The sequence below is a fragment of the Flavobacterium sp. YJ01 genome (assembly GCF_029320955.1).
Classification (GTDB): domain Bacteria; phylum Bacteroidota; class Bacteroidia; order Flavobacteriales; family Flavobacteriaceae; genus Flavobacterium.
This window is the reverse complement of record NZ_CP119757.1, coordinates 5,185,957-5,200,877: the sequence shown is the minus strand read 5'-3', so window position 1 is coordinate 5,200,877 and position 14,921 is coordinate 5,185,957. Positions and strand designations below refer to the sequence as shown.

Annotated in this window: 17 protein-coding genes; all 17 read left to right on the top strand. The window is 35.7% G+C overall.

From position 1 onward, the window contains the following. The first annotated feature begins 2 nt into the window (after window positions 1-2). Window positions 3-875 (top strand): DUF2911 domain-containing protein, encoded by an 873-nt coding sequence (locus tag P0R33_RS22300; protein WP_041515901.1) that lies wholly within the window; start codon window positions 3-5, stop codon window positions 873-875. A 155-nt stretch (window positions 876-1,030) separates the two neighbouring features. Then, window positions 1,031-1,519 carry a DUF305 domain-containing protein gene (locus P0R33_RS22295; protein ID WP_241687386.1) on the top strand — a complete coding sequence of 163 codons (489 nt, stop codon included), beginning with the start codon at window positions 1,031-1,033 and terminating at the stop codon, window positions 1,517-1,519. Window positions 1,520-1,547: 28 nt separating this feature from the next. Further along, window positions 1,548-4,052, top strand: a complete 2,505-nt coding sequence (locus P0R33_RS22290) for a multicopper oxidase domain-containing protein (protein ID WP_041515707.1) — start codon at window positions 1,548-1,550, stop codon at window positions 4,050-4,052. Between the two features lie 465 nt (window positions 4,053-4,517). Then, on the top strand, window positions 4,518-4,850 hold the full coding sequence (locus tag P0R33_RS22285) for a metalloregulator ArsR/SmtB family transcription factor (RefSeq protein ID WP_041515706.1): 333 nt from the start codon (window positions 4,518-4,520) through the stop codon (window positions 4,848-4,850). Then, entirely contained in the window at window positions 4,841-5,347 is a 507-nt protein-coding gene (locus P0R33_RS22280; protein WP_041515705.1) for a GNAT family N-acetyltransferase, read from the top strand. Before P0R33_RS22285 ends, P0R33_RS22280 begins: the two co-directional genes overlap by 10 nt. A gap of 33 nt (window positions 5,348-5,380) precedes the next feature. Then, entirely contained in the window at window positions 5,381-5,854 is a 474-nt protein-coding gene (locus P0R33_RS22275) for a DUF6428 family protein (protein ID WP_041515704.1), read from the top strand. A 42-nt stretch (window positions 5,855-5,896) separates the two neighbouring features. Next, entirely contained in the window at window positions 5,897-6,511 is a 615-nt protein-coding gene (locus tag P0R33_RS22270; RefSeq protein WP_223705942.1) for a protein-tyrosine-phosphatase, read from the top strand. Between the two features lies 1 nt (window position 6,512). Next, entirely contained in the window at window positions 6,513-7,598 is a 1,086-nt protein-coding gene (gene arsB / locus P0R33_RS22265; RefSeq protein WP_129053268.1) for an ACR3 family arsenite efflux transporter, read from the top strand. A gap of 7 nt (window positions 7,599-7,605) precedes the next feature. Beyond that, window positions 7,606-8,340 (top strand): metallophosphoesterase family protein, encoded by a 735-nt coding sequence (locus tag P0R33_RS22260; protein WP_129053267.1) that lies wholly within the window; start codon window positions 7,606-7,608, stop codon window positions 8,338-8,340. Window positions 8,341-8,361: 21 nt separating this feature from the next. After that, complete coding sequence (locus P0R33_RS22255; RefSeq protein WP_072953528.1) at window positions 8,362-8,934, top strand: Crp/Fnr family transcriptional regulator; 573 nt, start codon at window positions 8,362-8,364, stop codon at window positions 8,932-8,934. A 73-nt stretch (window positions 8,935-9,007) separates the two neighbouring features. Further along, window positions 9,008-9,571, top strand: a complete 564-nt coding sequence (locus P0R33_RS22250; protein ID WP_072953530.1) for a hypothetical protein — start codon at window positions 9,008-9,010, stop codon at window positions 9,569-9,571. Window positions 9,572-9,604: 33 nt separating this feature from the next. Further along, window positions 9,605-10,168: an RNA polymerase sigma factor SigZ gene (gene sigZ / locus P0R33_RS22245; protein WP_072953532.1), complete on the top strand. Its 564-nt coding sequence runs from the start codon at window positions 9,605-9,607 to the stop codon at window positions 10,166-10,168. Window positions 10,169-10,297: 129 nt separating this feature from the next. After that, on the top strand, window positions 10,298-10,471 hold the full coding sequence (locus P0R33_RS22240) for a hypothetical protein (protein ID WP_157498527.1): 174 nt from the start codon (window positions 10,298-10,300) through the stop codon (window positions 10,469-10,471). A gap of 133 nt (window positions 10,472-10,604) precedes the next feature. Further along, the gene (locus P0R33_RS22235; RefSeq protein WP_008463711.1) at window positions 10,605-10,979 is read left to right on the top strand and encodes a metalloregulator ArsR/SmtB family transcription factor; all 375 of its coding nucleotides are present in this window, start codon (window positions 10,605-10,607) and stop codon (window positions 10,977-10,979) included. Continuing rightward, window positions 10,976-11,575: a mercuric transport protein MerTP gene (gene merTP, locus P0R33_RS22230; protein WP_072953533.1), complete on the top strand. Its 600-nt coding sequence runs from the start codon at window positions 10,976-10,978 to the stop codon at window positions 11,573-11,575. Before P0R33_RS22235 ends, merTP begins: the two co-directional genes overlap by 4 nt. Then, complete coding sequence (locus tag P0R33_RS22225; RefSeq protein ID WP_012025078.1) at window positions 11,572-11,778, top strand: GDCCVxC domain-containing (seleno)protein; 207 nt, start codon at window positions 11,572-11,574, stop codon at window positions 11,776-11,778. The genes merTP and P0R33_RS22225 overlap by 4 nt, the downstream gene beginning before the upstream one ends. Window positions 11,779-12,739: 961 nt before the next feature. Further along, window positions 12,740-14,920: a TonB-dependent receptor plug domain-containing protein gene (locus P0R33_RS22220; protein ID WP_072953535.1), complete on the top strand. Its 2,181-nt coding sequence runs from the start codon at window positions 12,740-12,742 to the stop codon at window positions 14,918-14,920. Window position 14,921: the final 1 nt, after the last annotated feature.

Genomic DNA, 14,921 nt, shown 5'->3' with positions numbered 1-14,921 from the left:
CTATGAAAAAAATAATTCTGCTAAGCTTCATTATTATGCAATCGTTATCAATTTCTGCACAAGAAAAAATTCAAATTAAACTTACCCCTGCAAGTCCCTCTGCATCATTTCAACAAGAAATCGGAAGTTCTACAGTCAAAATATCCTATAGCAGACCCTTAGTAAGAGGGCGAAAAATATTTGGCGAATTAGTGCCTTTTGGTAAACTCTGGCGAACAGGCGCCAGCGATTGTACGACCATAAGTACTAATGAAGATATTGCTTTTGGAAACAATATTTTAAGAGAAGGAACTTATTCTGTATTCTCAATTCCTTCAGAAAATGAGTGGACTATAATTATCAATAGTGATATTACTTTACATGGCGAAACTGGTTATGATGAGAAAAAAGATGTTATGCGTTTTACCGTTCCCACAGAAAAAACGATTGGTTTTTATGAAACTTTTACCATTGAATTAAATGACATCAACAGTAAAGGAGAAGGCTTCCTTAAAATAGAATGGGAAAACACAATGGTTAAAATACCTATGAAAAGCAAAGCTGACAAAGAAATTTTAGCCCTAATTGACAAATATATTATTAAAGAAAAAAGTCAAAATGCTACTTTATTGTTTCAGGCAGCAAATTATTATTCAGCCACGTGCAGAGCAAACAACCAAGCAGTATCGTGGTTAGCTGAAGCTGAAAAATTAGATCCTGAAAATTTTTATTATCCGACTTTAAGACAGAAAATCTCAGTAGAACTCAAGGATTATCCCAATGCCATCGAGGCTGCAAAAAAAGCCCTTGCAATTGCAGAACAGAAAAAAATGAAAGGCACGGAAAAATTAAAAAACCAGCTTGAAGAGTTACAATTATTACTTAAAAGCAAATAAATATTAAGCTATTACAATATCACATTGAAAAATACAAGCGCAGAAAAAATCCCCGCCACTTAAGCTAATGCTGTATTATATTATAGTGCCATTAGATTTGTTTTGGAGGAAAATTTATTAATCTAAATAACTTTTAAAGGAAAAAAATCATGAAAATGGAACACACAACACAGCAGCATTCAAAAGAGAAAAACCCAAAAATGTACAAAAAATTAGCATTTATGATCGTATTGTCATTTATTGCTATGTACATCCTAATGTACTCGATGGTAGATGTTTTTGCTAATGTCATTCCCAATGTAAATCAATTTTACATGGCAGGACTAATGACTATGCCGATGCTCATAATTGAGATTATTGTAATGGGCAGTATGTATATGAATAAAAAGTGGAACATGGCATTACTTGCCATAGGCGGCCTTGCTGCAATTATTTTTTTTTCCTGCATCAGACTGCAAGCGGCTGTTGACGATAAAGAGTTCTTAAAATCAATGATTCCACACCATGCAGCGGCAATCCTCATGGCCAAAGAGGCTTCCCTTCAAGATCCAGAAATAAGTCAGCTTGCACAAGACATTATAAAAGCACAAGAAGCTGAAATTGCGCAGATGAAAGCCAAGTTGGGTGAAATGAAAAAAAAATAACAGAACAATATTCTATAAAAATAGCAATATGAAAAATATACTTACAATACTAGTTTTTATCATGCTTCCTGTCCTAATTTATGCTCAGGATATGAAAACAATGGAAATGGATAAAAAGCCTTCGAAAGAAGAGTCAAATCCCACTACGTATACTTGTCCAATGCATCCCGAAATTCATGAAGCCAAACCAGGAAACTGCCCCAAGTGCGGTATGAAACTAGTTCCGGAAAAGTCAGACAAGCAAACAAAAACAGCAGAAAATAAAGCCACCAAGCAAACTGACCAAGGTAATAAGACACTTCAGGACGGCAATAGTAGTTCTATTTCTCAGAAAAGAGCTGAAGAAAATACTTCGCCACCGCGTGTAGTCCGATATGACCTGTATATAAGAGACACAATTGTAAATTTTACAGGAAAAGCAAAAAGGGCCATTGCCGTTAACGGACAAATACCTATGCCTACTTTGACCTTTACAGAAGGAGATACTGCGGAAATCTATGTTCACAATGAGCTGGATGAAGATACTTCCTTGCATTGGCATGGCTTATTCTTACCCAATCAATATGATGGTGTGCCAAATCTAACTCAAATGCCAATTAAACCCCATACGACGCATCTGTATACTTTTCCCATTATTCAGCATGGCACACACTGGTATCATAGCCATACGGAACTTCAGGAACAGATAGGCATGTACGGTTCGTTCATTATGAATAAAAGGACAGATGATCCGACCTTTCGCAAGGGAATCGATGATTTGCCTTCCGTTCCCATAATACTAAGTGAATGGACAGATATGAAACCTGAAAATGTACATCGATTACTGCACAATGCATCAGACTGGTTTGCTATTAAAAAGGGCACTACACAAAGTTATGCAGAAGCTATAAAACAGGGGTATTTCAGCGACAAAATAAAAAATGAATGGAAGCGAATGAATGCCATGGATGTCAGTGATGTTTATTACGACAAATTTTTAATCAATGGGAAAAATGAAAATCAGCTTTCCCAATTTAAAGCAGGTGATAAGGTCCGATTACGGGTTTCCAATGGAGGTGCATCAACCTACTTTTGGTTAACCTATGCCGGTGGGAAAATTACGGTTGTGGCAAATGATGGGAATGACGTAGAACCCGTTGAGGTTGATCGACTAATTATTGCAGTTTCTGAAACCTATGACATAGTTGTTACTATTCCAGCTGATAAAACAGCTTATGAATTTTTAGCAACACCCGAAGACCGAACAAAATCTACGTCCCTTTACATCGGAAGCGGAATTAAGCAATTAGTAGCTCCTTTGCCAAAACTTAAATATTTCGAAGGAATGAAAATGATGAACGGCATGATGAAAATGAATGGCGATCTGGATGACATGGGAATGAGCATGAGCCTTAATAAGATGGATATGAATGTAGTAATGTATCCTGAGATTACAGGTGAAACAAAGCCTAAAACCAGTACAAAGATGGAAGGAATGAAAATGGATGCTGAGCAATATAATGCCAATGCACTTTCGGATATTACAACACTAAATTATGCAATGCTTAAATCACCTACAAAAACTACGCTTCCCGAAAATGCCCCTGTTAAAGAACTAAAATTTGAACTTACGGGGAATATGAATCGATATGTATGGAGTCTGGACAATAAGGTGGTTTCAGAAGCTGATAAAATATTAATTAAAAAAGGTGAAAATGTACGTATAATTTTGCATAATAATTCTATGATGCGCCATCCAATGCACTTGCATGGACATGATTTCAGGGTTCTTAATGGACAAGGAGAATATGCACCATTAAAAAATGTGATTGATATAATGCCTATGGAAACCGATACTTTGGAATTTAATGCCAATGTTGATGGAGACTGGTTTTTTCACTGCCATATTTTATATCATATGATGAGCGGAATGGGCAGGGTTTTTACTTATGAAAATCAGCCGGCCAATCCTGAAATACCAAACCCAAAACTAGCACAGCGAAAACTTTTTGCCGACGACAGAAAATTCCACTTTATGGCAGAAAATGATTTTGCCACCAATGGAAATGACGGTGAAGCAATGTATCAAAGTACACGCTGGAGCATTGGAACCGAATGGAGGTTAGGATACAATGACATGCATGGTTATGAAACAGAAACACATATTGGTCGATATATTGGAAAAATGCAATGGTTAATGCCTTTTATAGGATTTGACTGGAGATATAGAAGAATGGGAGAAGATATACAAGAAAATAATCTTTTTGGACAAACCAATACTAAGGATAAACGTGCAGTGGTAAGTCTAGGGGTTAACTACATCCTACCTATGTTAATAGTAGCACAAGCTGAAGTTTTTACCGATGGTAAAGTCAGATTACAATTTGAACGTAAAGACATTCCCGTTTCTAAACGGCTTAGAATGAATTTGATGTGGAATACAGACAAGGAATATATGGCAGGACTACGCTATATAATTACCAGATGGGGTTCTTTGTCTTCACACTATGACAGTGATATGGGCTTTGGTGCAGGATTTATTTTAAATTACTAGCTTATAAGTACAATAGTAAATTATTGTAAGACCAAATTCTAGAATTAAGATTAATCGGTTAATATTGAAGGATATCAATTTTTTTAAATTGTCTTTCATTTGAACGGTGTGGAAGTCCATTCAAATTAATGATCGAAATTGAACCAGTATGAAAATCTAATAATACCAATTTTAAATTTAAAATTGGTATTATTAATAACAAATAACTGCAAATGCTGAACATCTTTCTAATTATGGGTTGTTCAGTTTGTATTGTATTTATATAATATCAGCTAACGATAAACCATGTAATTATTGCTTTATACATTGGTTTGATAAAACTAGCATTCGGGTAACAAACAATATTATAAAACCATATGCATCGAATCTTTTTCTTAGCCGATGCCTTCATCTTCATAAAAATAAATCTTTATATTTTTTTTTATTTAAATTATTATCGTAATATTGCAATATAAATATAAAACGATGGGAGCAACAAAAACAGATCACTTTACAGAAAGCCAGAACGAGCTGGCTGTTTTAGCAAAAGCATTAGGCCATCCTGCGCGTATTGCTATTATGGAATATTTATTAAAAGTGGATGCTTGCATCTGCGGAGATATTGTAAACGAACTTCCCCTTTCACAGCCGACCGTTTCACAGCATTTGAAAGAATTGAAAAATGCGGGACTGATTAAAGGAAGCATCGAAGGAAATTCTATCTGCTACTGCATCAACGAACCTGGACTTGAAAAGATAAAAGGTTTCTTTGAGCATATATCAGATCATTTGGCAAAAAAGCGAAGTGAATGCTGCTAATCTATAAAAATATGGAAATCAGAAAACTTTCGGATAAACACTGGGATCAGGTAAAAATAATTTACCAAAAAGGGATAGATACCGGCAATGCCACTTTCCAGACCAGCGCCCCTTCATGGGAAGACTGGGACCAGTCACATCTTAAGTCATGCCGGGTTGTGATGCAGGAAGATGGCAAGGTAATTGGCTGGGCTGCCCTTACACCTGTTTCTTCACGCTGCGTTTATGCGGGGGTTGCAGAGGTGAGCGTATATGTGGATCCAGCACATTCAGGAAAAGGAGTCGGGCTTACCCTTTTAAATGAACTTGTCCGACAGAGCGAAACAGAAGGAATCTGGACGCTTCAGGCAGGAATCTTTCCTGAGAACACGGCAAGTCTCCGCATCCATGAAAAAGCAGGCTTCCGAATACTTGGAACAAGAGAAAAAATCGGAAAACAGAATGGTATCTGGAGAAATACTGCGCTTCTTGAAAGAAGAAGCTCCGTTATTAATTAATAAAAAATATAGTTTAACTAAATATAAAAAATTATGAAACTTTCAGAAATTAAAGAAGTGCTTAAAACAGTGGAAGCTGTAAATTTTGAATTGCCGGACGGCACATTTGTACCAGAATATTTTCACGTAACTGAAGTAGGCTTGGTTACCAAAAACTTCATCGACTGCGGAGGAACAGTAAGAAAAGAAACAGTTGTAAACTTCCAGCTTTGGGATGCCAACGACTACGAGCACAGGCTTAAACCTCAGAAACTGATCCACATCATTGAGCTTTCAGAAAAAGTCTTGGGAATTGAAGACAATGAAATTGAAGTGGAGTACCAGAACACTACAATCGGGAAATACGATTTGGATTTTAACGGCAAAAACTTCACTCTGCTTAATAAACAGACAGCCTGCTTAGCTCAGGAGCAGTGCGGTATTCCATCTGATAAGCCTAAAGTAAAATTATCTCAGCTAAATACTGATAATGTTTCTTCATGCACTCCGGGCGGAGGATGCTGCTAATCATTAAACAGATAATCAATAAACCTTTACAGCCAAAAAACTATGTTATATCCACAAATTGAGAATACCGTTAAATCATTTGATTTTAAGCAGATCTCTGAAGATCGCAAAGCAGTCCTGCAGCCATTAATCGACTTCATTCAGACCAAAGTGGACAGTAAGCTGGAAACCAGACTAAACCTGATCTGCACGCATAATTCCAGAAGAAGCCACTTATCGCAGGTTTGGGCGCAGACTGCCGCCGCCTATTACGGCATCAAAAACGTTTCATGCTATTCAGGAGGAACCGAGGCTACTGCCCTTTTCCCGATGGCAGCGGAGACTTTGAAGGATTCAGGATTCAACATCAAAACCCTTTCAGAGGGTTCAAACCCCGTTTATTCAATAAAATATTCAGCTGACGAACTTCCTGTTATCGGTTTTTCCAAAACCTATGATGATGATTTCAATCCTGAAAGCGGATTTGCCGCAATAATGACCTGTTCGCAGGCTGACGGTGGATGCCCGTTTATAGCAGGCGCTGAGAAAAGAATCCCGATCACTTTTGAAGATCCAAAAATTTCCGACGGAACGCCTCAGCAGAAAGAAACTTATCTGGAGCGCAGTCTGCAGATTGGAACTGAAATGTTTTACATATTCTCACAAATAAAAAAATAAAATGTCAGCAAATAACTGTGCACCAGCTGTCGGACGCAAAAAGTTAAGCTTCCTTGACCGCTTCTTGACCCTTTGGATTTTCCTTGCTATGGCTATAGGCGTGGCTATAGGATACTTTATTCCTTCCAGCGGAGATTTCATCAATTCTTTCTCCAGCGGAACAACAAACATTCCATTGGCAATAGGACTTATCCTGATGATGTACCCGCCACTGGCAAAAGTAAAATACGAACAGATGGGACAGGTTTTCAAGAACACTAAAGTCTTGGGCGCCTCTTTATTCCTGAACTGGATTGTAGGCCCTGTCTTGATGTTTTTGTTGGCGCTCCTGTTTTTAAGCGGATATCCTGAATACATGATCGGGGTGATCCTGATTGGCCTGGCACGTTGTATCGCAATGGTTGTGGTATGGAACGATCTGGCAGACGGAAACCGCGAATATGCTGCAGGACTAATTGCCCTAAACAGTATTTTTCAGGTACTGCTTTATAGTGTATACGCTTACATTTTTATAACCATTCTACCTCCCTATTTTGGATATGATGGTTTTGAAGTCAATATCATCATTGCACAGATTGCCGAGAGTGTGGGTATCTATCTAGGTATTCCATTTGCTCTGGGAATCATAAGCCGCTATGCTTTGATAGCTTTAAAAGGCTCTGAATGGTTTGAGGATAAGTACGTGCCGTTTATCTCACCGATTACTCTTATTTCACTGCTCTTTACGATCATTGTAATGTTCAGCCTGAAAGGGGAACTTATTGTTCAAATCCCGATGGATGTCGTGCGTATTGCAATACCGCTTGTCATATACTTTACTTTAATGTTTGTCATCAGCTTTTTTACAGGAAAATATTTTGGGGCTGACTATTCAAAGGCTACATCTATTGCGTTTACAGCCACCGGCAATAATTTTGAATTGGCTATTGCCGTGGCAATTGGAGTATTCGGAATAAACAGCGGACAGGCATTTGCAGGTGTTATTGGTCCTTTGGTAGAAGTACCTGCTCTTATAGCACTGGTAAACCTTGCATTTTGGTTTAGAAAAAAGTATTTTACAAAACAACTGCCTGCAGAAACTGCTTAAAAGAAATATGAGAATTGCAATAATATCGGATATACATGCGAACTTCCCCGCATTGGAGCAGACCCTAAAAAGTATTGAAGAGCAGAATATTGATGCCGTTTACTGCTTAGGAGATTTAGTAGGCTACAATTTATGCCCCAATGCCGTGATCAATGAGATTCGTAAAAAGCATATCCCTACCCTTGCAGGAAATCACGATGTCAAAGCTGTCGAGATACATAATGACGGTTCAAATGACATTCAAAGCTACGCATATCAGATTGTGGGCAAAGAGCAGATCAAATATCTTTCTGCTCTTCCTGCCCATATTAAACTTGAATACCAGACGGCCAGCAGACTTATAAAAATTTTGATGGTCCATGGGAGTCCTTACAGCAACAGGGAATATTTGCTTGAGGATAAAAATGAGAAAGATTTTACCGACATCTTTCTTGATTCCAATACGGACATTCTTATCTGCGGACATTCTCATCTGCCGTATCATCGCATATTGGAAAATCCAAATAAAAAAGGCACTTATTTTCACGCCATTAATGCAGGGTCGGTTGGAAAACCTAAAGATAGAAATCCACACTGCTGTTATGCTGTGATAACAATTGAAAAAAGCAGCAATATTTCCAAAAAAGACGGCATTAAAGTAGAATTCATAAGAGTTCCGTATGATATTGAAAAAGCAGCCCGCGCAATTGAAGAGAGTCCTCTTCCGGACATTTACGCCTTTATGCTTAGAAAAGCATATTAATGTATTGAAATAAAACCTGCTATGGAAAGTTTTAAATTATTTTTAAAGAGCATTGTCCCTCTAAGCGATCAGGAATTTGAAAAGTACAGTCAGTATTTCAAAACAAGGACATTAGCCCGAAACAGTTATTTTGCAGAGATCGGCAAAACCTCTCATGAAGCGGCTTTTATTAAAAAAGGTTTGCTAAGGACATATTACATAAATGAAAAATCCGAAGAAGTGACTTCCTGCTTCTGTGCAGAAAATAATCTGACAGCTTCATATAAAAGCTTTATTTCGCAGCAGCATTCGGAACTTTCCATTCAGGCAGTGGAAGATACGGAACTTATAACAATCAGTTACAATGACCTGCAGAATCTCTATCAAAAGAGCCCTCTCTGGCAGAATATCGGAAGGACAATTGCCGAACGGCAGTATATGGTAATGGAACAGTATGCCAGTGTTTTGTGCAATGAAACTGCAAAGGAAAAATACATGCGCATGCTTAAGGAACAGCCTGCTGTTGTAAACAAGGCTTCAGTAAATGATATTGCAAGCTATCTTGGAATAACACGCAGGACGCTGAGCAGGATCAGAAAAGAAATTAGTCTGTAAATTCGAGGACATTTGTCCTTTTTGCTAATTATACTTTCCAATAGTTTTGCTTTTATAATCAATCAAAAATAAAATGGAAACAGCAATTATCATTTCATCCTTCTTTCTTGTCCTATTTGCGGTCTTGGCCTTATATGACGGCTTTTATCTGCATATTTTCAAATACCAGCTTCACGATCGAGAAGAAAGTAAAACCGAGCACATTACCCATACTTTGAGAGCTGTCTTCTTTCCGGCAATCCTTTATTTTCTGTTCTTGAAACAGGATAATCATACTAGTTTTGTAATAGGCTTGACCATTGTCATTCTGGATATACTGGTTCTCGGTTACGATGCTTTTATAGAAAAAGACAGCAGGCAGTTTATGGGAGGGCTTCCCCGCTGGGAATACATTGTCCATTTATTTGTAAATGGTTTTCATTTTGCGTCAATTGCAGTTTATCTCTCCATCAGGTTTACTTTTCAAAATGGGGAAATTATGATTTACAATATAAATCAATCTCCAGGATTCTTTAATCTGTTAATTGTAAATCTTTTGCCGGGAGCTATCCTAATGGCAATTCTTCATCTTTTCTTATGCATTCCAAAAACGGCCAACTTATGGAATAATTTCAGAAGTAAAATCAATTGTTGTTAATCCATCTTATTGCATAAGCAGAAGATAAATTTTATGAATTTGGAAATAAATACTATTCACAATCAGTTTTATATCATCTTGGGCAGATATATAAAGGCTCGTATAAATGATACCGACGATGCATCCGATGTTTTGCAGGAAGTTTTTATAAAGATAAACGAGAATTTAGGATCACTTACCGACGAAGGCAAACTAAAAAGCTGGATTTTCACAATCACAAGAAATTCCATTATTGATTATTACCGAAAAGATTCCAATCATAAGAAATCAGAGCTGACCGAATGTATGATGCAAAAGATTATGCATGAAACAGATTTTGATACTTCGGAAAGTCTGGACTGCTGTTTAATAAAATTCATTGAGCGGCTGCCGGAAGACTATCGGGACATTATCATGGATAGCGAAATACATGGAATTAAACAGAAAGACTTAACAGAAAAATACAGCCTTGCCTACCCTTCCATCCGTTCTAGAGTGCAAAGAGGCAGATCCAAATTAAAGGAAATGCTTCTGGATTGCTGCAGTATTGAATTAGACCGCCGTGGAAATATTATGAACGTTACCTCTAAAAAATCATGCAGCGGAGGAAAATGCTGATAACACCGAATCATTTTTGAAAACTTCATATATAGAAAATTCAGGCTGTTAAAAAAAAAAAATCAGCAAAGCCTGCATCATTTTTAGATTAGTGCGTCTTAAGTAGTATTAATCATTAAAATTAAAATTATGAAAAACAAAATGTACATTACTCTTGCAGCATTGGTATTGTCTGCTGGAAGTATCTTCGCTTATGCGAACTTATCAAAAACTGATGCAAAGAAAAACTGCACTGAAAAATGTTCTACGCATTGCTGTAGTGACGATTCGGGAACTTGTGCTCCGAAAGATTGCAAAAAGTAATATTTCGCTTTACTGTTTAAAAGACAACTCAAAAAGTTGTCTTTTTTTATGGGCAGGAATCATTCAAAATTTTAATTCAATTATTTTGTATTTTAGCATTTGCTTAAATAAGCAAAAAGTATAAATTTGCATTATGGAAGATATAATTTGTATACGACAGCAAGCAGATATTAAACAAATAATCCGCTGTAAAGACAGAGTATCAGAACTCAATACCTCATTTGACTATTTATCAAGTGGGCTTGAATTGGCTGGCAATAATGTGAGATTAAGAATTCTCTTTTTACTTTATGAAGAAAAACAGCTCTGTGTCTGTGACATAAGTGATATTCTTGAAATGAGTATTTCTGCAATTTCACAGCACTTACGGAAACTAAAAGACAGAAAACTTATTGAAACTAAACGGGAAGCGCAGACCATTTTCTATTCATTGACAAAGGAATATGAAAAAATGCTGAAACCTTTCTTCGAAATTTTAGCACAAAATGAAATTTTAGAAAAAATATGAAAACAGAGAATAAAATGATCGGAGCCGGATTTTTCACAGCATTAGCTGCTTCATTGTGCTGCATTACTCCCATATTAGCATTAGTTGCCGGAACAAGCGGGATTGCTTCTGCTTTTTCATGGCTTGAACCAATGAGGCCTTATTTCATCGGCCTGACTGTTATAATTATTGGTTTATCTTGGTATCAAAAGCTGAAAACTAAAAAGCTGATAGACTGTAACTGCGATAGAGAAGAAAATCCGAAATTCGTTAATTCAAAAATGTTTTTAGGAATAATTACAGTAATTGCAGCCCTCATGCTTTCGTTTCCTTACTACTCAAGCATTTTTTATCCAAATACAGAAAAGAAAGTCTTGGTCGTGAAAAAGACCAGCACTCAAAAAGCTGAGTTTAGAATAAGCGGAATGACTTGTGCCAGCTGTGAAAAACACGTGAATCACGAAGTGAATAAATTGATTGGAATAATAAATTCAAATGTAAATTATACTAATGGTAACGCAATTGTAGAATTTGATAATTCCAAAACTACTATTAATGAAATTGAAAAAGCAATAAATTCAACAGGCTATACAGTAACTAACAAAAAATTAAAATGAAAATCGTTCTACAATCAATAATAACCTGCCCCCTTTGCTCCCACAGTAAAGAAGAAACTATGCCAACTGATGCATGCCAATTTTTTTACGAATGTGAGAACTGCAAACAAACTCTTAAACCAAATCAAGGTGATTGCTGTGTATATTGCAGTTATGGAACTGTGCCATGTCCACCAATTCAGCAAGATAAAAAATGTTGCTAAATTGAATAATTTCTAATGGACAATAGATTATCATATACAAATTTTGATTATAAAATTTTAAGAATAATAATTTAAATTTACTGATGACATTTTTTTTCGCTCTCTTCAACTTAAATCTATAAGTTATTATGACAGAAATCACATCTATTACTGAATTAACGATTTTTAACATTTAACCCTTACGATACATACAAACCGCTTATCAACAAACTTTTAAAATAATTATCTTACAAATTCACTTGAAAAATAAGCTAATTTCTTTAAATCGTTCATAAAATGATTTGTAAATTGTGAACTAAACGTCACTTCTTAAAAAAACGTTAATTCCGAGGAATTAGCGTTTTTTTTATGCTTTTAAATTGTATTTAACCAGACTTTTACCTATAAATATATATGGTTTGAATATTTTAAAAGGTGACTTGACAGAATACAAACCACTTTAATCCTTGTTATATAAGACTAGCACAATAATTTTATATTTATATTAACAAAAAAACAGAAAACTTAGCCGAAAGAAAAACAATTACATGAAATTACTAAGTAAAATATTTATAATTTTGACGCGTGAAAATATGGGTAACAATATTATCGTTCATTGTACTGTTTCTTTCGACAGTACCTTGCTCTGCGTTTGCTAAACACTCTGAGTGTAGAGTGGAAAAAAACTGCAAGGGTGAGTCTCATGACTGCGGTGATGAATGCAATGGAAAATGTTCGCCATTTTATTCCTGTGGAACCTGTATTGGTTTTACAATAAACTTTAATTCTTCAATTATTACCGAAAAATTAGAATTCACAATTGAAGAAGCTTCACAGACACTATCATACTATAAATTTGTCGATTCTTCTTTCATCTGCAAAATCTGGCAGCCTCCTAAAATTTCTTAATAAAATACCGCTTTTACCTGCTTAACTTCAATTAAGCGGGCTTATCACCTTTATTAACATTAAGAAATCACAAATGTTTAAATATATTTTATTGATTGTGGCAATAGCATCTATTGGCACTGTACAGGCACAGAATAAAATCACATTCCATATAAAAAATACATCAACCAATGAACCTGTAAAAGGTGCTTCAGCTAAAATTGAAGAAACCAATGAAGTTTTGTCATCAGATAATAATGGTAACATCATTATCGAAAACCTTAAAAATGGAGACTACACATTATCGATCTCAATAGAGGGTTATGCTCCCAATAAAACACTTTTTAAAGTGCCTGCAGCTGTCAATTTTATAGAAATTGCATTGCAAAGTGAAATGGAAGAAGAAGCCGAAGAAATGAAAGAAATAGTGGTAACTTCTACAAGAGGTACAAGAACAATCAGCAATATTCCAACCAGAGTTGAGTTTATAGCAGGAGAAGAACTTGAAGAAAAAGCAAATATGAAACCGGGGGATATCCGTATGATGCTTAATGAAAGTACCGGAATCCAGACCCAGCAGACTTCAGCTACTTCTGGAAATTCTTCAATCAGAATTCAGGGACTAGACGGACGATATACACAAATCTTAAAAGATGGTTTTCCTGTATACTCAGGTGCATCAAGCGGACTGGGATTGCTGCAGACTCCTCCGTTAGATTTAAAACAGGTTGAGATAATTAAAGGTTCTGCCTCTACCCTTTACGGAGGTGGTGCAATTGCAGGTTTGGTTAATCTTGTATCTAAAACCCCTACCGAAGAAAGAGAATTGCGATTTCTAATTAATGGGACTTCCGCTCTTGGTTTGAATATTAATGGTTTTTATTCCCAGCAGTTTGATAAAATTGGATTGACTGTTTTTGCATCTCATGACCGAAACGCTCCTTATGACCCTGCTGATATACAGCTTACTGCGATTCCAAAATTCGAACGCTTTAATTTTAATCCAAAACTTTTTGTCAATTTTAATGAAAACACTAAACTAAATTTTGGCATTAATACAGTTTTTGAAAATCGTATCGGCGGGAATATTGACTATATAAAAGACGAAAATAAATACCCTGACAGTTATTTCGAAAAAAATAAAACGCAGAGAATAAGCACTCAGTTCACCCTTACTCATAAATTTAATGATCAGGAATCTATTACCATTAAAAACAGTTTTAATAATTTCAGCCGCATTATAACTATTCCTGACTATATTTTTGATGGCCTGCAGAACAGTACTTTCTCAGAAATCAGCTATTCTAAAAATGGAGAAATTGCAGAATGGGTTGCTGGTGGAAATTTATATACTGACAAGTTTACTGAAAACAGCCAGACAGCTTTTCCATTAAGAAACTATAATCAGATCACTTATGGTGCTTTTGTTCAGAATACCGTCAAAGCTAAAGAATGGCTGGATATCGAGACTGGTCTTCGAGGTGATTATGTTGTTGATTACGGATTCTCATTATTACCTAGAATCTCAGCTTTATTTAAAATTAATTCCAAACTTACTTCACGACTTGGTGGCGGTTTAGGCTACAAAACACCAACTATTTTTACCGAAGAAAGCGAGCGTATTCAATATCAAAATGTACTCCCTATTAATAGTGATTTCAATAAACTTGAAAAAAGTTACGGACTTAACTTTGATGTGAATTATAAAACTAAAATTACCGAAGATATTTCATTATCATTGAATCAATTATTCTTTTATACAAATGTTGATAATCCACTGATTTTAACTTCGCTTCCTAATGACCTTTACCAATTTGTAAATATTAATGGATATTTAGATACAAAAGGAACAGAAACAAATGTGAAATTAGGCTATAAAGATTTTAAACTATTTGTTGGGTACACTTTTGCTGATGCTTCGATAGACAACAATGGCATAAAATCTCAAAATCCTTTAACTGCTAAACACAGATTAAATAATGTTTTGATGTATGAAGTCGAAGATAAATGGAAAGCTGGTTTAGAAGCTTATTATTACAGTCCTCAAAAGTTAAGTGATGGTACAACTGGAAGGGAATATTGGATTTTCGGCTTCATGGTAGAAAAGCTTTGGGAAAATTTTTCAATTTTTGCCAATTTTGAAAATTTTACTGATACCAGACAGACAAAATTTGGAAGTATCTACACAGGACCAATTTCAAATCCTGTTTTCAAAGATATTTATGCACCGTTAGACGGATTTGTTGTAAATGCAGGTATTAAGATTAAAATATAGT